At 72.7% G+C, this 17,805-nt stretch carries 17 protein-coding genes; 11 read left to right on the forward strand and 6 right to left on the reverse strand.

Features of this window, described 5'->3' with window-relative positions; all coding sequences use genetic code 11:
- Positions 1-78 precede the first annotated feature (78 nt).
- The 7 genes from J421_RS02435 (at position 79) to J421_RS02465 (ending at position 9,105) form a co-directional block, all read left to right on the forward strand.
- Complete coding sequence (locus J421_RS02435) at positions 79-1,266, forward strand: MFS transporter (RefSeq protein ID WP_025409571.1); 1,188 nt, start codon at positions 79-81, stop codon at positions 1,264-1,266.
- Between the two features lie 76 nt (positions 1,267-1,342).
- Positions 1,343-3,334 (forward strand): CHASE domain-containing sensor histidine kinase, encoded by a 1,992-nt coding sequence (locus J421_RS02440; RefSeq protein WP_025409572.1) that lies wholly within the window; start codon positions 1,343-1,345, stop codon positions 3,332-3,334.
- 93 nt (positions 3,335-3,427) lie between these two features.
- Positions 3,428-4,117 (forward strand): response regulator transcription factor, encoded by a 690-nt coding sequence (locus J421_RS02445; RefSeq protein WP_025409573.1) that lies wholly within the window; start codon positions 3,428-3,430, stop codon positions 4,115-4,117.
- A 107-nt stretch (positions 4,118-4,224) separates the two neighbouring features.
- Complete coding sequence (locus J421_RS02450; protein ID WP_025409574.1) at positions 4,225-6,003, forward strand: hypothetical protein; 1,779 nt, start codon at positions 4,225-4,227, stop codon at positions 6,001-6,003.
- 113 nt (positions 6,004-6,116) lie between these two features.
- A complete protein-coding gene (locus J421_RS02455) occupies positions 6,117-7,214 on the forward strand; it encodes a hypothetical protein (protein WP_148306117.1) in 1,098 nt (365 codons plus the stop codon).
- Positions 7,211-8,164, forward strand: a complete 954-nt coding sequence (locus tag J421_RS02460) for an ABC transporter permease (protein ID WP_025409576.1) — start codon at positions 7,211-7,213, stop codon at positions 8,162-8,164. Before J421_RS02455 ends, J421_RS02460 begins: the two co-directional genes overlap by 4 nt.
- A complete protein-coding gene (locus J421_RS02465) occupies positions 8,161-9,105 on the forward strand; it encodes a sugar ABC transporter substrate-binding protein (RefSeq protein ID WP_025409577.1) in 945 nt (314 codons plus the stop codon). The genes J421_RS02460 and J421_RS02465 overlap by 4 nt, the downstream gene beginning before the upstream one ends.
- Here J421_RS02465 and J421_RS02470 read toward each other — a convergent pair.
- Together J421_RS02470 and J421_RS02475 are read right to left on the reverse strand one after the other, a co-directional pair.
- The gene (locus J421_RS02470; protein WP_025409578.1) at positions 9,102-9,962 is read right to left on the reverse strand and encodes a DMT family transporter; all 861 of its coding nucleotides are present in this window, start codon (positions 9,960-9,962) and stop codon (positions 9,102-9,104) included. The genes J421_RS02465 and J421_RS02470 overlap by 4 nt on opposite strands.
- Before the next feature lie 259 nt (positions 9,963-10,221).
- The gene (locus J421_RS02475) at positions 10,222-11,511 is read right to left on the reverse strand and encodes a hypothetical protein (protein WP_025409579.1); all 1,290 of its coding nucleotides are present in this window, start codon (positions 11,509-11,511) and stop codon (positions 10,222-10,224) included.
- Positions 11,512-11,620: 109 nt separating this feature from the next.
- Between J421_RS02475 and J421_RS02480 the strand changes: the two genes are divergently transcribed.
- Positions 11,621-12,616 (forward strand): 3'-5' exoribonuclease YhaM family protein, encoded by a 996-nt coding sequence (locus J421_RS02480; protein ID WP_025409580.1) that lies wholly within the window; start codon positions 11,621-11,623, stop codon positions 12,614-12,616.
- 73 nt (positions 12,617-12,689) lie between these two features.
- On the opposite strand, the gene J421_RS02485 is transcribed toward J421_RS02480, so the two are convergent.
- Positions 12,690-13,283 (reverse strand): hypothetical protein, encoded by a 594-nt coding sequence (locus J421_RS02485; protein ID WP_025409581.1) that lies wholly within the window; start codon positions 13,281-13,283, stop codon positions 12,690-12,692.
- Positions 13,284-14,018: 735 nt separating this feature from the next.
- On the opposite strand from J421_RS02485, the gene J421_RS02490 reads away from it, so the two are divergent.
- The 3 genes from J421_RS02490 (at position 14,019) to J421_RS02500 (ending at position 15,675) form a co-directional block, all read left to right on the forward strand.
- Positions 14,019-14,225 carry a cold shock domain-containing protein gene (locus tag J421_RS02490; RefSeq protein WP_025409582.1) on the forward strand — a complete coding sequence of 69 codons (207 nt, stop codon included), beginning with the start codon at positions 14,019-14,021 and terminating at the stop codon, positions 14,223-14,225.
- 16 nt (positions 14,226-14,241) lie between these two features.
- The gene (locus J421_RS02495; RefSeq protein WP_025409583.1) at positions 14,242-15,249 is read left to right on the forward strand and encodes a DNA polymerase domain-containing protein; all 1,008 of its coding nucleotides are present in this window, start codon (positions 14,242-14,244) and stop codon (positions 15,247-15,249) included.
- A 147-nt stretch (positions 15,250-15,396) separates the two neighbouring features.
- A complete protein-coding gene (locus tag J421_RS02500; protein ID WP_025409584.1) occupies positions 15,397-15,675 on the forward strand; it encodes a hypothetical protein in 279 nt (92 codons plus the stop codon).
- Between the two features lie 72 nt (positions 15,676-15,747).
- On the opposite strand, the gene J421_RS02505 is transcribed toward J421_RS02500, so the two are convergent.
- The 3 genes from J421_RS02505 to J421_RS02515 all read right to left on the reverse strand — a co-directional run bounded on the left by J421_RS02505 (position 15,748) and on the right by J421_RS02515 (position 17,774).
- Positions 15,748-16,383, reverse strand: a complete 636-nt coding sequence (locus J421_RS02505; RefSeq protein ID WP_148306119.1) for an NUDIX hydrolase — start codon at positions 16,381-16,383, stop codon at positions 15,748-15,750.
- A gap of 192 nt (positions 16,384-16,575) precedes the next feature.
- On the reverse strand, positions 16,576-16,860 hold the full coding sequence (locus J421_RS02510; protein WP_025409586.1) for an oxidative damage protection protein: 285 nt from the start codon (positions 16,858-16,860) through the stop codon (positions 16,576-16,578).
- A 110-nt stretch (positions 16,861-16,970) separates the two neighbouring features.
- Positions 16,971-17,774, reverse strand: a complete 804-nt coding sequence (locus J421_RS02515; RefSeq protein ID WP_201773085.1) for an acyl-CoA desaturase — start codon at positions 17,772-17,774, stop codon at positions 16,971-16,973.
- Positions 17,775-17,805: the final 31 nt, after the last annotated feature.

Consider the following 17,805-nt stretch of genomic DNA (forward strand, 5'->3'; position numbering starts at 1 on the left):
TCGGCTCCGGGTCGGGGACGCGGGGACGATATCCGCGTGCGTCATGCCGCCGCCAGGCACCGTGCTATCGTTCACGCCGTGACGAGCGACATCCACCGCGACACCCACCCGGATCGCTGGCGCACCCTCGTACTGCTCGCGACGGCCGAGCTCCTCGGCATGTCGCTCTGGTTCGCGGCGAGCGCCGTGAGCGCGCAGTACCAGGCGCGCTGGCACCTCTCCCCGTCCGAGACCGGCTGGCTCACCACCGTCGTGCAGGTGGGCTTCGTGGCCGGCACCGCGACGTCCGCGCTGCTCAACCTCGCTGACGTCGTCCCGTCGCGGCGACTGTTCGCGCTCTCCGCGGTCGTCGGCGCGGCGGCGAACGCCGGGCTGCTCGCCGCCGACGCGTATGCCGCGGCGCTCCTCTGCCGCTTCCTCACCGGCGTCGCGCTCGCCGGCGTCTACCCGCCGGCGATGAAGATGATCGCCACCTGGTTCCGCGCCCGCCGCGGTCTCGCCGTCGGCACCATCGTCGGCGCGCTCACGATCGGCAAGGCGACGCCGTACCTCGTGCACGCGTTCCCCGGCGCCGGGATCCGCCCCGTCGTCGCCGCGACGTCCGCCGCCGCGCTCGTCGGCGCACTGCTCGTCGGCGTCGGCTACCGCGACGGGCCGTACCCGTTTCCGCCGCGGCCGTTCTCGTGGGGACTCGTCGGCACCATCGTGCGCGATCGTCCCTGGCGGCTCGCGATGGGCGGCTACCTCGGGCACATGTGGGAGCTCTACGCGGCGTGGACGTGGCTCCCCGTGTTCATCGCCGCGAGCGGGTTCGCGGCGGGGCGTGCGAGCGCGCTCGCGTTCGCCGCGCTCGCGGTCGGCGGGCTCGGGTGCGTGTGGGGCGGGCTCGCCGCCGACCGGCGTGGGCGCGAGTGGCTCGTCGTCGTGTCGATGGCGGCGAGCGGCGCCTGCGCGATGCTCATCGGGCTCACGTTCGCGCGCTCGGCCGGCGCGCTCGTCGTCGTCGCGCTCGCGTGGGGGTTCTTCGTCATCGCCGACAGCGCGCAGTTCTCGGTGCTCGTCACCGAGAGCGTCCCCCCGCACGCCGTCGGCACCGCGCTCACCGTACAGACGTCGATCGGCTTCCTGCTGACGATGGTCTCCATCCAGCTCGTGCCGCTGCTCGCCGCGCGCGTCGGCTGGCGGTGGGCCTTCGTGTTCCTCGCCGTCGGTCCCGCGCTCGGCATCGCGAGCATCCGGCGGCTGGCGCGATCGCGAGGTGCCTAACAGCAGTCGATCGCGGAACGGGCAGCCGCGCGGTCACCACCCTAGATTGGGCATGGTTCCCGCTCCCCGTGCCCCCATGTCCGTCCCGCCGCACGCCGATCCCGCACGCGATGCTCCCGACGCCGACGCGTCGAGCGGCAGCGCTGGCGCCGGCGCGAGCGCCGCGTCGGCGTCGGAGCGGCCGAAGGAGCGGGTCGTCCTCGACGATCGGCCGAGCGTCAGCGCGCACGCGGTGTTCATGTCCGCCGCGCGCGGGCTGCGGCGGCCGTGGTGGCGTGCGCGGCTCCCCGCGTTCATGCTCGCCGGCACGCTGCTGCTCACCGTCGCCGCGTCGAGCTTCGTCCTCATGTCGCTCCACGCGTCCGACGCGGCGCGCTTCGACAACGCCGTGCAGTCCGCGGCGGATCGCGTGAGCGGCCGCTTCGACACCTACGTCGCGCTGCTCTACGGCGCGCGCGGCCTGTTCGCGGCGAGCGACGACGTGACTGCCGCGGAATTCGGCGCCTACGTCGACCGGCTCGAGCTCGGCGTGCACTACCGAGGCGTACGCGGCATCGGCTTCAGTCGTCGGCTCGACGTCGGCCCGCGTGTCGACAGCGCGGCGCTCGCGCGGGCCGTGCGCCGCGACGGATCGCCGGCGACGTTCGTGTGGCCCGGGGGTGTACGCGACGAGTACCACGCGATCGTCTACCTCGAGCCGCGCGACGCGCGCAACCGCGCGGCGCTCGGCTACGACATGCACACCGACCCGACGCGGCGCGACGCGATGGACCGCGCGCGCGACACCGGCCTGCCCGCCGCGTCGGGCGTCGTGCGACTGAAGCAGGAGATCGACGCCGACGAGCAGTCGGGATTCCTCGTCTACGTCCCCGTCTACACGGGGGGCGTGACGCCGGCGGACACGGCCGCGCGCCGCGAGGCCCTGCGCGGCTTCGTCTACGCGCCGTTCCGCGGCGGCGACCTGTTCGCCGGCATCTTCGGCAGCGAGAAGGAGCCGCGCGTCGCGTTCCGCGTGTTCGACGGGATCGACACGACGAGCACCCCGCTCTACGCGACCCCTGGCGCGCCCGTCGCGCACGTGGCCGAGGGACGCCGCGCCGCGTCCGCGGACGAGGCGACGAGGCTCCTCAGCGTGGTGCCGCTCGACGTCGGCGGGCGCGTGTGGACGCTCGTCTTCACGCCGCTCCCCGAGACCACCGCCAGCACGCGCAACACGCTCATCGTGAGCGCGGTCGCGCTGTTCGGTCTGCTGCTCGGCGCGCTGCTCTTCCAGATCACCGCGGCCGAGGTGCGCGCGCGCGAGTCGGCGGAGCGATCCGATGCGCTGCGCGGGCGCTTCTTCGCGGCGATGAGCCACGAGCTCCGCACGCCCGTCAACGCGGTTCTGGGGTACAACGATCTGCTCCTCGCCGGCGTCTACGGGCCGCTCTCGTCGACGCAGGAGCACGGCATCCAGCGAAGCCAGCGAGCAGCGCGTCATCTACTAGAGCTCGTGAACGACGTGCTCGATCTGAGCAAGCTCGAGGCGGGCAAGACGGAGATCGTCGTCGAGCCGGTGAAGCTGGAGGAGCTGCTCGAGGATCTGCTCGTCACCATCCGGCCACTCGCCGAGGAGCGCGGATGCGAGCTGCGGCTCGATGGGACCGACTGCGTGGCGACCGTCGAGACGGATCCGCGGCGGCTGCGGCAGGTCCTGCTCAATCTGCTGTCGAACGCGACGAAGTTCGGTGCGGGGCATCCGGTGGAGCTGCGGTGCGCACGACTGCCGCATGGCGCGCCGGTCCCGACGCGTGGGCGCGGCAAGCGGCGCCGCACGGCGGGCGACGCGCTGCTCATCGAGGTCACCGATCACGGCCCGGGCATCGCGCCCGCGGACCAGGAGCGGATCTTCGAGGAGTTCGTGCAGCTGCCGGGTGCGACGCCGGGTGGCACGGGCCTCGGCCTGCCGATCTCACGGCGGCTCGCCGAGCTGCTCGGCGGGAGTCTCGGCGTGACGTCGGCGCCCGGAAGAGGTAGCACGTTCTGCGTCACGATCCCGGTCACGCTGCCCACGCGACGCACGCGTTAGGCACACTATGACGGAGGCGTAAGGTTTTGGGCCTTCACGACATGGACCGGCCCCGTTAGCATGCCACCGAACCGACCATCCCCTGGAGGAGACTTGCGCGTCCTGGTGATCGAGGACGAGCCGATGGTGGCCCGAGTCGTCGCGCGAGCGCTGGAGAGCGAGTACACGGTCGACGTCAGCGACTCGGCGACGGAGGGCGCCCACCGCGCGCTCGACGAGACGTATGACGCCATCCTGCTGGATCTCGAGCTGCCGGACGGCGATGGCCTCGACGTGGTGCGCGCGATGCGGCGCGCGGGCTCGACCACGCCCGTGCTCATCATGACGGGGCGCGGCGACGACGAGCACATCGTGCGCGGGCTCGACGCCGGCGCCGACGACTACCTCCTGAAACCGCTCGGCAGCACCGACGTGCTGCGGGCGCGCGTGCGCGCCGCCATCCGTCGCGGCGGCTCCGGCCCGCCGGACGTCCTGAACCTCGGCCCGCTCACCGTCGACCGCCTGGGCCGCGTCGTCACCGGCGACGGCAAGACGCTGTCGCTGACGCCGAAGGAGTTCTCGATGCTGGAGTACCTCATGCTCCGCAGCGAGCAGGTGGTCTCGCGCGCCGAGCTGCTCCAGCGCGTGTGGAACATGAGCTTCGACCCCGGCTCCAACGTCGTCGACGCGCATGTCGCGCGGCTGCGCCAGAAGCTCCGCCAGGCCATCACGACCCCCGAGATCCGCACCGTCCGCGGCATCGGCTTCCTGCTCACCGCGAAGCCCGAGGACGACGAGCGCTGATAGGACGAGGGCAGGAGGGCAGGAGCGCAGGAGGGCAGGAGAGCTTTCGAGTTCTCCTGCCCTCCTGCCCTCCTGCGCTCCTGCCCTCCTGCCCTAGATTCCGAGTCATGCGTTCCGGTGCCGCGGTCGCCTGCCTCGCACTGCTCGCGCCGCTCGCCCTCGCGCAGTCCACGGCGCCCCCCCGGTCCCGCCCTCGCTCCGCGCCGGAATCCGTCGCCGCCGCGCGCCGCGCCCAGCGCGACTTCGAGCTGCGCCGCCGCGACCGGATGCCGACGTGGCCCGGCGGATCGGGTGGGCCGTGCGACGTCCGCATCGGCCGCCTCTGCTACTGGGACAACAATCATGAGATCCCGCCGCCGCTCGAGCCGGCGGCCATCGCGACCGCCCGCGACGCGCTGATCGAGCGGCTGTCGCGCGCCGCGCACGACGACTCCACGAGCGACTGGGTCGCCGGCCAGTCGGTGCGCTACCTCGTGGAGGCGCGACGGTGGGACGACGCGCTGCGCGCGGCCACGGCCTGTCGCGGCACGGCATGGTGGTGCGCCGCGCTCCGCGGCTTCGCGTGGCACGAGCGCAGCGACCACGCCGCCGCCGCCGCCGCGTTCGACTCCGCGCTCGCGCTCATGCCGTCCGCCGAGCGTTGTCGCTGGACCGACCTCGCGTGGTGGCTCGAGGGCGCGCTGGAGCGCAGCTACAAGCGGCAGCCGTGCGGCCCCGCGCGCGACGCGTGGGAGCGGCGCTTCTGGGTCGCCGCGCGGCCGCTGCTCTCGCTCCCCGGCAACGACCTGCGCAGCGAGCTGCTGGCGCGCCGCACGATGTCGCGCATCCGCTCCGAGGGCGCCATCGAGTACCAGATGGCGTGGGGCGACGACCTCGCGGAGTCCGAGGTGCGCTTCGGGTGGCCCACCGCGTGGTCGGCCGCCGACCGCACGATGATGCTCGGCAGCGAGTCGCGCTCCGTCATCGGACACGAGCCGACGCCGAGCTACGCGTTCGTGCCGCGCGCCGACGCGGTCGAGTCGCCGACGACGAGCGAGGCCGACGACTGGGAGCTCGACGCGCGGCTTCCCGCGATGCGCTACGCACCGCGCTACGCGTGGCGCGGCGTGCGCCCGCTCGAGCATCAGCTCGCGCGCTTCCGCCGCGGCGACTCCACGCTCGTCGTCGGTGCGTGGAGCGTCGCGCGGGACGGCGTGTGGCACGGCGACTCCGCGCGCGCCGACTCCGCGCGCGACCTGCGGCGCCGTATGCCGCGTGACTCGACGCGCCCGGACACGCTGCGTGCCGCGCTCGTGCTCGTCGACACCGCGGGCCGCATGACGACGGTGGCGCGCGACAGCGCGACGACCGCCGGCGCGCTGATCGTCGCCGTGCCGCGCGCGGCGTATCTGGCGAGCGTCGAGCTGCTCGCCCCCGCGCGCGGCCGCGCCGCCCGCGCGCGCACGGGGCTCGCCCCGCTGCCGCGCGACACGGTCGTCTCCGATCTGCTGCTCCTCGCGCACGCCGCCGCGCCCGGTGCGACGGTGGAGCAGCTCGCGCGCGACGCGCTCGGCACGCACACCATCGTCGCCGGCATGCCGGTGGGACTCTACTGGGAGACGTACCTGCCGCGCGCGGACTCCGCCGAGGTCACGGTGCAGGCCACGCGCATCGACGCCGCGTGGTACGCGCGACTCGGCCGCGCCCTCAAGCTCGCCGGCGGCCCGCCGACGCCGGTCGCCGTCCGCTTCGTGGACGCCGCGCGGCCTAACGACGTCGCCGCCGCCCGCTCCCTCGCCCTCACCTGGCCCCCCGACGCCACCGGCACCTATCGCCTCGAGGTGACGGTGCGCACCGGCGACCGCGCCGCAACCGCAACGGACACGGTGCGAGTCGTTCGAGACTGAGAACGGCCGAATCGAGTGCCGTGCAAGCGCGTGGCGCTTCCGCAGCTCCGGCGTCCGCAGTTTCCGGTTCCGCAGTTTCGGCTTCCGCCGCCTCCGTGGATAGATTCGGGCCCATGACACGAGTAGTGCTCGACGCCGCCGCCTACCGCGCGCTCACGAAGTCTCTCGACGCCGCCGCCGCGCGCGACGCCGCGCGCGCGCTCGTCGAGGGCGACGGCCGGCGCGGGCTGCGCGGCGCGGCGAGCCCGTTCGCGCTCTGGTCGCTGCTCGCCGACGTCGCGGCCTCGGTCGCGCCGCCCGCGCGTGGCGAGCGCGCGCCGAGCGAGCAGGCGCGGGAGCGGGCGCACGAGCGCGCGGGACGCGCCCGCGTGGCGCTCGCCGCGTGCGCGATCCACGCCGCGAAGGATCGCGGCGCGCCCGGCACGCACCCGTTCCTCCTGCTCGACGATCCCGAGAGCCGGCTCTGCGCCGCGCTCGGCCTGCAGGCGCCGCCGGGGCTCGCCGCGTGGAACGAGTACCTCGCGTCGCTCGCCGCGGAGCTCGCCGAGGAGCCCACGCAGGAGCGCGCCCAACGCCTCGCCGCGCCGCTCGCCCACGTCGGCGAGCGCGCGCGCAGCATCGCCGAGGACTACGCCGACGAGATGCAGGACGCGGTGCTCGGCGCCTATGACGCCGCGTCGGACCGCTGGGACTGGACCGACGCCATGACCGACGACGCTCGCCAGCAGGCGCTCGCCGGCCCGCTCGCGCCGGAGCCCTACGAGCGCGCGCCGGAGGGCGCCATCGGCGAGCCGCTGCTGCTCGACGTGCTGCGCCGCGACCCGCTGCTGCGCGCCGTCGCCGTCCGCCGCGCGGCGCGTGCGCACCGCCTCGTCGCCGGCGCCGCTACCGGCGCGACCGACGCCGCCACCATGCTGCGCGCCGGCGAGACCGTCGACGCCGAAGCCGAGCCGACGCTCGACGAGGCCGCGTGCGTCGCCGAGGTGTTCCCCGCCGGGCTGACGCTCGCGCGCGAGGTGCTGCGCCGCGTCATCGCCGGCGACCTCGAGATGGCCGGCCGCGCGGCGCGGCGGTGGCTGTGGGATCTGCACGTCGCGTTAGGCCTGCGCGACGAGCGCGGCGTCACCGGCGCGCCGCCGCTGATCGACGCCGTCGCCGGCGTGCCGGGCATGGAGTCCATCGACGCCTACCGGCACGCGGCCGGCGCGTGACGCTCGCGCGCCTCCTGCACCGCCGCGAGGCCGGCACGTTCGCCGGGCTGCTGCTGCTCTCCCTCGTGCTGTGGGCGGCGACGCCGTACTTCGCCACCGTCGACAACCTCGTCAACGTTCTCGAGCAGTCGGCGATCGTCGGCGTGCTGTCCGTCGGCATGACGTTCGTGATTCTCACCGGCGGGATCGATCTCTCCGTCGGCTCGCTCGTCGCGCTCGCCGGCATCGCGTTCGGCGCCGCGTCGCACGCCGGTCTGCCGACGGTGCTCGCCGTGCTCGCCGCGCTCGTCGTCGGCGGCGCGTCGGGTCTCGCGAACGGGCTCCTCGTCTCCCCGGGGCGTCTCCCGCCGTTCATCGCCACGCTCGGCACCATGTCCGTCGCGCGCGGGGCGGCGCTCATGCTCACCGGCGGGCGGCCGATCTCCGGCTTCCCGACGTCGGTGCGCGCCATCGCGCACGCCGAGCCGTTAGGCATTCCGGCGCCGGTGCTGCTCATGCTCGCCGTCTACGCGGCCGCGCACGTCGCGCTCACGCGCACGGTCCTCGGCCGGTACGTCTACGCGGTGGGCGGCAACGAGGTCGCCGCCGCGCTCTCCGGCGTGAGCGTGTCGGCGTGGAAGCGCGTGGTCTACGTCCTGAGCGGCGTCGCGAGCGCGCTCACCGGCGTGCTCCTCGTGGCGCGGCTCGACTCCGCGCAGCCCGTCGCGGGCCTCGGCTACGAGCTCGACGCGATCGCCGCCGTCGTCATCGGCGGCGCGAGCCTCATGGGCGGCGCCGGCACCGTCCTCGGCACGCTCGTCGGCGCGCTGCTCATGACGGTGCTGCGCAACGGTCTCAACCTCCTCAGCGTCTCGTCGTACCTCCAGCAGGTCGCCATCGGCCTCGTCATCATCGCCGCGGTGGTCGTCGACATGACGCTCCGCCGCCGCTCGGAGAAGCCCACCAAATGACGCGCTCCCGCCTAACGATCGTCGCCGCGCTCCTGCTCGCGGCATTGAACGCCTGCAACCGCGGCCCCGACGCCGGCAAGCCCGTCGTCGCGCTCGTGCCGAAGACGTTGAACAACCCGTTCTTCGTCGACATGGTGCAGGGCGCGACCGCCGCCGCCGACAGCCTCGGCGTGCGGCTCGTCGTCGAGGCGCCGGAGCGCGAGATCGATCCCAACGCGCAGATGCAGATCGTCGAGAACCTCGTGCAGCGCGGCGTGAAGGTGCTCGCCATCGTGCCGAACGGCTCGCGCGAGATCGTCCCCGCCGTCGTGAAGGCGAACCGGGCGGGCATCCCCGTCGTGAACGTCGACACGCGCCTCGACACCGCCGCGCTGCGTCAGGCGGGCGGCACGATCGCCACGTTCATCGGATCGGACAACGTCGACGGCGGCCGCCTCGCCGGGAAGTTCCTCGCCGAGCAGCTCGGCGGCCGCGGCGACGTCGCGGTGCTCGAGGGCGTGCCGGGCCACGAGACGAGCGACTCGCGCCTGCGCGGCTTCCGCGAGGCGGTCGCCGGGTTCCCGAACGTCCGCATCGTCAGCTCGCAGCCGGCGAACATGGAGCGCGACCAGGCGTTCAACGTCACGCAGAACACGCTGCAGGCACACCCCCAGGTGCGCGGCTTCTTCGCCGCGAACGACGTCATGGCGCTCGGCGCGCTCGAGGCGATCGCCGCGGCGCGCAAGGCACCGCCGCCGCTCGTCGTCGGCTTCGACGCGCAGGCCGATGCGCGCACCGCCATCCGCGATGGCCGCCTCGCCGCGTCCATCGCCCAGCACCCGGCCGAGATGGGCCGCCGCGCCGTCGAGAGCGCGTGGAAGCTGCTGCACAAGCAGCCCGTCCCCGCCGAGCAGCCGGTCGCCATCGAGCTCGTGACGAAGGCGAACGCCGGCGCGCCCTAGCCTAACGCGAGCGCGAGCACGCCTAACAGCATCACCGCCGCCGCGACGAGGCGCCGCGCGACGTCGCCCTCCTTCAGGATCCGCGCGCCCATCACCGCGCCCACGAGAATGCTGATCTCGCGCGCCGGCGCGAGGTACGACACCGGCGTCGTGCGCATCGCGATCATCACGAGCAGGTAGGACAGCGGGTTCAGCACGCCGACGCCGAGCGCGGCGGCGCGGTGCCGCCGCCACGCCTCGCGCACGAGCGTTCGCCCCTTCCACGCGACCGGCGCGAGCAGCAGCACCCGCGCGAGGCTCGTCGCCCACTCCATGAGGAGCGGCGAGATCCCGCGCGTCGCCACCGCGTACTTGTCCCACACGGTGTACGCGGCGATCAGCACCCCGGTGGCCAGCCCGAACGCCACACCCGCGCGGCGCGAGCCCTCGCCATTTCCCGGCGACGCGAACAGCAGCACGCCGATCACCACGAGCAGCATGCCCGCGACGGCGACCACGCTCGGCCGCTCGCCTAACAGAACCACCGCCGCGGTCGCCGACAGCAGCGGCCCCGTGCCGCGCGCGAGCGGGTAGACGACCGACAGATCGCCGTCGCGGTAGCCGCGCTGGAGCACGAGGAAGTACGCCAGGTGCACGAGCGCGCTGCCGGCCACGAGCCCGAGATCGAGCGCACCGAGCGGCGGCGCGTCGCGCAGCACCCACAGCGCCGCGGGCGTGTACAGCGCCGCCGACAGCGCGCCGTACAGCCACACGAACGCCGGTGCGCTCGTCGTCGCGCTCACGCGCTTCGCGAGCAGGTTCCACGTCGCGTGGACGAACGCGGCGGCCAGCACGAGCGACAGCGCGGCGACGGACACGGGGCACCTCACGCGAACGAGGGGACGGCTGCGCGCGCCTGCGGCGCGCCAACCTATCCCCTCGAGCGATTTGCGCTTCGGGTGCCTGCCGCCTCGGCCGGGCGGCTTTCCGTGGCGCTCGGTCCAGCGCACGCGTTAGGCAGTTCGCCGCGCTGCCGCGTGCCGGAACCCTAGCCACCAGCCGGTTGGGTCGCCGCGAAGCTGCCGCCCTCCGCCGCGGCCGTCAAGCATCGGTCGCAGCGACCCGTCTCATCGCGCGCTACGGCACCACGGTCAGCGTCGTCGTGATCGACTGCGCGCCCGCCGTCGCCGTGACCGTCACCGTGACCGGCGACGTCGTCGCCGCGGTCGTGAACGTGAGCGAGCGGACCTGCGGCGGCACGGGCACCGTCGTCGTCGCGGGCACGGTCACGAGTTGCGGGTGGTCGCTCGTTAGGCTCACCGTCACCGGCGCCGTCACGCCGCTCGATGCGGTCAGCGTCGCGATCGCGTTCAGCCCACCCGTCACCGTCGTCGGGCGCACCGTGAACGACGCGAGCGGCGGCGGCGGCGGTGTCACCGACAGCGTCGCCGTCGCGGTCCCGGGGCTCGGCGCCGTCTCGCCGACCTGCACGGTGTTGCTCGATCCGTCCACCAGCGTCGTCGTGATCCCGCCGGTCGTGGTGCCGCGCGCGGCGCGCAGCGTGATCGTCTGCGTGGTGGGCACCGGCGTCGTCGCGACCGGCGCGTCGACCTGGTCGGTCCCCGCCGGCACGAGCGCCGTCGACGGCACGCTCGCCGCGGCGCCCGACGACGTCAGCGACACCGGGAATCCGCCGAGCGGCGCCTTGCCCGTGAGCTTCACGCGAGCCGTCGCCGCGCCGCCTCCCACCACCGTCGGCGGCAGCACGAGCAGCGCGCCGATCGTCGGCGGCAGCAGCGTGAACGTCGCGCTGGTCGGTGTGCCCGACGCACCGAGCGCCGCATCGAACGACACCGTCGTCTGCCGACCGACCGGCGTCGTCGCGATCGCGAACGACGTCGACGTCGCGTTCGCCGGCACGGTGACCGTGGCCGGGAACGTCGCCGGCCCCGACGCCAGCGCCGGCCGCACCGTCACCGTCGCGCCGCCGGGAGGCGCCGCGCCGTCGAGCGTGATCGTCCCCGTGACGCCCGTGCCGCCGATCGCCGATGCCGGCGCCGCCGTCAGCGAGAGGATCGACGCCGGGACCACGGTCAGCGTCGCCGTGCCCGTGCCGCCGAGCACCGCCGCCTTCAGCGTCACCGTGGTCGGCGCGGCGACGCCGAACGTGCGAACGGGGAACGTCGCGCTCACGCTCCCCGCCGCGATCGTGAGCTGCGACGTGCCGATCGCCGGCGCGAGCCGGCCGCCGAACTGCGCCACCGAATTGTTCGAGCTCGTGAGCGTGACCTCCACGCCTCCCGCCGGCGCCGGCGCGGCGAGCGCGATCGTCGCCGTGAGCGGGTTGCCGCCGACGATCTTCGGCGACGACAGCGTGAGCGCGATCGGGATGGCGAGCGACGCGACGAGCGAGTGCACCACGGGCATGTGTCCCTCCTGGTCGCCAGGAAACGGACGCAGCCGCGCCGCATTCTCACCGCGCCGGCCCCGGCAGCCTACTTGCTCAGAATCACGCAGCGACCGAGCTTACTCGCCCATGGCCCTCTTGTCTCTGCCGTCCCTGTCGTTCGGCGCCCGCGTCCAGCACGAGCTGCTGGTGCGCGAGCGCACGGAGAAGAAGATGGCGGCCACCGGCGAGCCGTTCGTCATCCTGACGCTCGGCAACCGGTCCGGGCAGATCGACACGGCGCCCATCTGGCCGAGCCAGATGGAGTGGGCCGACGGGGCCGACCGCGGGAAGATCGTCCAGGCCATCGGCGAGGTCGCGCCGTACGAGAAGAACGGGCAGCTCAAGCGTCAGCTCAAGCTCACCGCGCCGCTGCGCGTGCTCCCCGCGGAGCAGTTCAACCCCGAGGAGTTCCTTCCCCACGTCGACGAGGACCTCGACGTGCTCTGGTCGGCGCTCGACCGGGCACGCAACACCGTGCGGTCGGAGACGTTGCGCCGCGTGCTGCAGCTCGTGTTCGGCGACGACGATTTCCGCACGCGCTTCGAGCGCGCCCCCGGCTCCACGAACGGCCATCACGCGAAGATGGGCGGGCTGCTGCAGCACACGCTCGAGGTCGCGCGCATCGCCGTCGCCGCCGCGAAGACCGTGCGCCGCGCGAACGAGGACCTCGTCGTCGTCGGCGCGCTGCTGCACGACATCGGCAAGGTGGAGGCGTACGAGATCGGCGCCGGCGGCTTCACCCACACGCCCTGCGGCCTCCTCGTCGGCCACGTCGTGCTCGGCATCCTCATGCTCGAGCGGCGCCTCGCGGCGTTCGGCAAGCCGCTGTGCAGCGACGCGCAGCTCGTGGAGCTCCAGCACCTGATCCTGTCGCACCACGGGAAGCTGGAGTTCGGCAGCCCCGTGGAGCCGATGACCGTCGAGGCGGAGATCGTCCACCGCGCCGACGAGGCGAGCGCGAAGGCCACCGACTTCCTCGACGCGCTCGACGACCCCGACCTGTGGGCCGACGGCGCCGACACGTCGAAGCGAAGCTGGCGCCTGGGACGCCGCGTCTACCGCCGGAGCCACGACTGGGACTGACGGCCGCCGTTGGGCCGTCGGCGTTGGGCCGTCGCGGTCACGCCGTCGCCGTCACCCGGTCGCCGTTAGAGAGTTACGAGATCTCCTTCACCTTGGAGAGATCGTTCTTCCACGGCCACGCCGGCTTCTCCGAGTAGGGCTGCCCGAACACCGCGCGCAGCACGGGCTTCGGGTCCTCGGCCACGACGACGGCGCTGAGATGGTCGGCGAGGAGCTCCGTGTGGTCGAAGTCGCGGTACCGCCGGTACCCGTGACAGAAGCACAGCGGCCCCTTTCGCGTGAGGTTGCCGAGCCAGAAGTCGGGCATCAGCAGCGACTGGATCACGTAGAAGGAGTTCAGCGACTGGTAGCGCGGCAGCCCGCCGAGCAGCATGCCGTGCGGCAGCGAGCCGTGCTTCCCCCACTGCACGTCGATCGCGACCTGCCGCTTCGGCCACGCGGTGTGGAGGATCGTCCCGTGCCAGTACGTCCACACCTCGGTGGGCGCCCCCGTCGTGTCGTAGCCGACCCAGACGATCTCCTCGTCGGTGGGCACGGTCCTGGGAATCCACGCGCCGAAGACATCGTCCTTCCACAGTAAGTGGTACGCGATGACTCGGCGGCTGGGATGCACGACGGCGACGGCGCGGCTCAACGGGAACCACTCGTCGTGCTGCAGGTAGAGCACTGGCGCGAGGGCCCGCGCCAGTCGGGCGACGCGTCCGGTGTCGGCACCGATGGTCTGCGGGGAGGGAACGGGCGGGACGTGCGCATGGGGGCCGCACCCGGTGAGACCGGCCAGGAGCGGCAGCAACGCCAGCACCCCCCGTGTGACGAGACGCCTCAGCGCCAGTGCCCCGTCATGCGTAACTGTATCGAGCACGATCGATCGTCGCCGTGGCAGGCCTCGCCGCCACTGTGAACAGATCATTTTCGTGGTTACCATTCAGGGGTGAAACTCCGCTTCGTCAACTCGAAGCGGCGGCACCCATCAGGAGGGGTCATGCGTAAGCCACGCCCGAACACGTACAACCCGGCGCAGGCGCTCCACCTCATCACGAGCGATCGAGCCGGCACGCCACTCAGCTGTCCGTCCTGCTCCGGCCCCATCGAGAGAGACCCCTCCCAGATTCCCCCGCTGCCTCGCGCGCACGTCACGTTGCGCTGCACGAGCTGCGGGCGTTTTGCTAAGTACATCGCCGGCGCCGCCTGAGCGTCGACTGATCGGCTGACGGGTACGAAGAGCAAGGAACGGCCCCGGGGCGCACGAAGCCCCGGGGCTTTTGCGTGTCGAACGTGACGCCGGTGTAAGGGTCCGAGATTTGCTCGCCCGTCCGATTCCGAACCGCCCGCCGCCGCCGAGCCTTTGGCGAGGGCTCCACCGACACCCCGTAGGATTCGAAAGAGAAGAGAGGTACGCGGCATGGATCGTATGACCGGCACCGTGAAGTGGTTCAACGACGCCAAGGGCTTCGGGTTCATCGGCCGTGAGGGGGGACCGGACGTCTTCGTACACTTCACCGCGATCGAGTCCACCGGTTTCAAGAGCCTGGCCGAGGGCGACCAGGTCGAGTTCGAGATCGTGCAAGGACAGAAGGGCCCACAGGCGGCGAACGTCCGGAAGGTCTGAACCCCACCCGGACGGCATGCCCGCCAAACGGCGCACCCAGAGCTCGAGTCGGCCCCGGCCTCCGCGACGCGGAGCCGGGGCCGATCCCTTCGCGGACGTCGTCGCCCAGCTCGAGGCGATCGAGCGCGGCGACGGCGAGGGGGAGCTGCGTCTCCCGGGCGACGTGACGCTCCGCGTCACGAGCCTCGCCAAGCCGTACTTCCCCGGTGATGGGATCACGAAGGGCGACCTCATGCGGTTCTACGTGCGCGTCGCCCCCGTGCTCCTCGACGCCATCGCCGACCGCCCGCTCGTCCTTCGCCGCTACCCCGGTGGGATCGACGGCCCGTCGTTCCACCAGCACGACCCCGGCGACAACACCCCCGACGGCGTCCGCGTCGAGGAGGTCGTCGTGCAGCGCGGCGAGCCGGCCGAACGGCGCCTCGTCGGCGGCCCCGTCGACGAGCCGGGCGTCGCCCTCGCCACGCTGCTGTACACGGTGCAGCTGGGCACGATCCCGGTGAACGTCTGGCACTCGCGCGTCGGCTCCATCGCCAGCCCCGACTACGCGGTGCTCGACCTCGACCCCGACCCGAAGGCGGGCTTCGCGGGAGTCATCGCGGTGGCGCGCCTCGTCCACGACGCGCTCGCGCGGAGGCACCTCGCGAGCGCCGCGAAGACGTCGGGATCGCGCGGCATTCACATGCTGATCCCGCTCCCTGGCGGCTCGTCGTTCGACGACGCGGCATCGCTGGCCGAGGAGATCGCGAGCGAGGTGGCCACCGAGCATCCGGAGATGGCCACCGTGGAGCGCTCGCTCGACGAGCGGCGGCGCGGCACGGTGTACGTCGACCATCTGCAGAACGCGGCCGGGAAGACGCTCGCCGCAGTGTTCTCGGTGCGGGCGAGGCCGCACGCGACGGTCTCCACACCGATCACGTGGCGGCAGGTCACGACCACGCTGCAGCCCGAGCGTTACACGATCCGCACCGTCACGCGCCAGCGGGACTCGCTCATGACGCGCTGGCGCTCGCTCATGGGTTAGGCGGGGCGCGCCCGAAGTCCCGGAATTGGGACGGGCGGCGACGGAGGATATTGCCGCAAGGGACGTGATGACACACATTGGGCGCCTCTCCCTTGCGCACCACCGGGGTCCCGCCGTTCCCGCCTCCCCCGGTCTTCCCGCCCTCCCGTGTCGCGCGCCATTCTCTACACCCGTGAGCTGCCGGGTGGCGGCTACGTCGCCATCGACGCGGTCATCGACGCGCGCGGTCATCACGCACGCCTGTGGGTGGAACGTCGATCGGACCCACTGCGCCGCTCGGGGCACCTCCCGCCGATCATCGCCGAGTGCAACGCGTCCGACGCCGACGGGGCCCTCGACCGCCTGCGGCCCCTCGCGTGCGACAACCTGTCGCTGGCGCTCGCGATCCGGCGCTGGCAGGCGACGCGCCGGCCGGGCGCGATGTGAGTCTCGATGTGAAACGCGGCCCCCGACTCGATCGGTCGGGGGCCGCGTGACGTCGTGCCGGGCGGTGAACGGTTACTCGAACCGGACGCCGCGCGGCGGGTTCTTGCGGCGGCGGGGCGCGTAGCGGAACAGCTGCGCCGGACGGCCGCGCCCCTCGCTCCGCCATTCGTCGGTGGCCTCGACGATGCGCGCTGCCTGGAGCGAGCGGCGGAAGCTCGCCTTGTGGAGCGGGCGGTCGAGCAGGAGCTCGTACATCTCCTGGAGCTCGCTCAGCGTGAACGTCGGCGGCAGCAGGCGGAAGGCGACCGGCGCCTGGCTCACGCGCGACTGCACCAGCTCCACCGCGGCGTCGACCATGGCGCGCTGGCGCGGGGCGAGCGCGGGCAGGTCGGCGATGGCGAAGAACTCCGCGTCGTCCTCCGACGGCAGCGAGGTGCCGACCGGCACGAGCCCGACGAACGCCACCGAGATCTCGGAGGCGCCGGGGTGCCGGCGGCCGTCGCCGAACGCGCCGATCTGGAGCAGCCAGTCGGGCGCCTCACCGAGCGTCTCGGCGGCGATGCGCTCGGCGCCCTGGGAGAACGTCTCCTCGAAGCGGCCGATGCCCCACGGCAGCACCCACCGCTCCCGTAACCGTTCCCCGCCCTTCGCCGCGGGAGCGCGGCGCAGCGCGACGGCGAGCTGGCCGTCGAGGACGGTCAGCAGCACGACGTCCACCGAGAAGGGGCTCCGGTGGATCGCAGGCCGACGCGAAGTGCGGGGCCGCGGGGAGGTCAGAACAGGGCTCATGGGCGCAATTATTCACGCGTTGACACTAAAGTCAAGTCGTGAAAGCGGACCACCAATTGCCCTCTGTGCGTGCGTGGCGCCACGTGTGACGACACGTGTGGCGCGCACGCCTCACCAGTTGATCGTGCCCTGCTTCGACGTGTCCACCTGATCGGTCAGATCCGTCTTGAACAGGAACGCGTCGCGCTGCCGGGCGAGGAAGGTCCGGGCCTGCGGGTCCATCAGGTTGAGGCCGTAGTGGTTGATCAGCATGGTCTGCTGGCGGAGCCACTGGCCCCAGCAGTCCTGGCAGATGTCGCGGACGATGCGCTCGCCCGTGGCACCCGTGACGCCGATCGGCGGCTTCTCGAACCCGGCCCGGGTCTGGCCGCAGCGGGAGCAGGTAACGTCTGGCATTTTCGATGGTTACGGACGGACGTTGGATCGTTGGGTACCCCCGGAAAGCTAATCGGCTCCCCGACGCCGAAGCGTGGGGAGCCGATGGACGTCCGAGGGTGGCGGGCCGGTCAGGCGGCAGCCTTCGCGGTCGGGTCCTCGCCACGGTCCCGGTCGTAGCCGGAGACGCCGTGGGCGTACTTGATCTTCGCCAGGCCGAGCAGCGAGAGCGCCCGGATGTAGATCCAGCCGATGTCGAGCTCGAAGCCGCGGTGGGCGAACTTGGCCGAGTGCGGGTCGGCGTGGTGGTTGTTGTGGAGCTCCTCGCCGCCGAGCCAGATCGCGATCGGGCTGATGTTCCGGCTCTCGTCCTTGACCTCGTAGTTGCGGTAGCCGAGGGCGTGGCCGACGCCGTTGATGACCCCTGCGGCCCAGAACGGGATCCAGATCATCTGGATCCCCCAGACGAGGGGCCCGACGAAGAAGCCGAACAGCCAGATGTCGATGCCGAGCATCACGAGGATGCCGAACGCGGAGCGCTTGTCGAGCAGGTGCCGCTCGAGCCAGTCGTTCGGGGTGCCCTTGCCGTACTTCTCGAGCACGCCCGGCTGACGCACCGCCTGCCGGTAATAGAGCGCCCCCTTCAGCATGATGTTGCGCAGCCCCTCGAGGAGCGGGCTGTGGGGGTCACCCTCGCGGTCGGCGAACGCGTGGTGCTTGCGGTGGCAGGCGACCCATTCCTTGGTCTTGATCGCCGTGGTCAGCCACAGCCACACGCGCATCGGCACTTCGGCCAGCCAGTGGAACTTCACGCCGCGGTGCGTCTGCGCCCGGTGCAGAAACAGGGTCACGCAGACGTTGGTGAGGTGCCCGGCGACGACGATGAAGAGCACGGGCTTCCACCAGTGCGTCGCCCAACTACCGAACTCCGGCATCTCGCATCACTCCAAGAACAAGGTCGAACGA

The organism is Gemmatirosa kalamazoonensis (assembly GCF_000522985.1).
GTDB classification, from domain to species: Bacteria; Gemmatimonadota; Gemmatimonadetes; order Gemmatimonadales; family Gemmatimonadaceae; genus Gemmatirosa; species Gemmatirosa kalamazoonensis.

Excerpts from the sequence above, each read along its gene's own strand:
- J421_RS02455 (WP_148306117.1), top strand. The coding sequence starts at position 6,117 with ATGACACGAGTAGTGCTCGACGCCGCCGCCTACCGCGCGCTCACGAAG.
- J421_RS02475 (WP_025409579.1), bottom strand. The coding sequence starts at position 11,511 with ATGCCCGTGGTGCACTCGCTCGTCGCGTCGCTCGCCATCCCGATCGCG.
- J421_RS02490 (WP_025409582.1), top strand. The coding sequence starts at position 14,019 with ATGGATCGTATGACCGGCACCGTGAAGTGGTTCAACGACGCCAAGGGC.
- J421_RS02465 (WP_025409577.1), top strand. The coding sequence starts at position 8,161 with ATGACGCGCTCCCGCCTAACGATCGTCGCCGCGCTCCTGCTCGCGGCA.
- J421_RS02480 (WP_025409580.1), top strand. The coding sequence starts at position 11,621 with ATGGCCCTCTTGTCTCTGCCGTCCCTGTCGTTCGGCGCCCGCGTCCAG.
- J421_RS02450 (WP_025409574.1), top strand. The coding sequence starts at position 4,225 with ATGCGTTCCGGTGCCGCGGTCGCCTGCCTCGCACTGCTCGCGCCGCTC.
- J421_RS02510 (WP_025409586.1), bottom strand. The coding sequence starts at position 16,860 with ATGCCAGACGTTACCTGCTCCCGCTGCGGCCAGACCCGGGCCGGGTTC.
- J421_RS02495 (WP_025409583.1), top strand. The coding sequence starts at position 14,242 with ATGCCCGCCAAACGGCGCACCCAGAGCTCGAGTCGGCCCCGGCCTCCG.
- J421_RS02515 (WP_201773085.1), bottom strand. The coding sequence starts at position 17,774 with ATGCCGGAGTTCGGTAGTTGGGCGACGCACTGGTGGAAGCCCGTGCTC.
- J421_RS02440 (WP_025409572.1), top strand. The coding sequence starts at position 1,343 with ATGTCCGTCCCGCCGCACGCCGATCCCGCACGCGATGCTCCCGACGCC.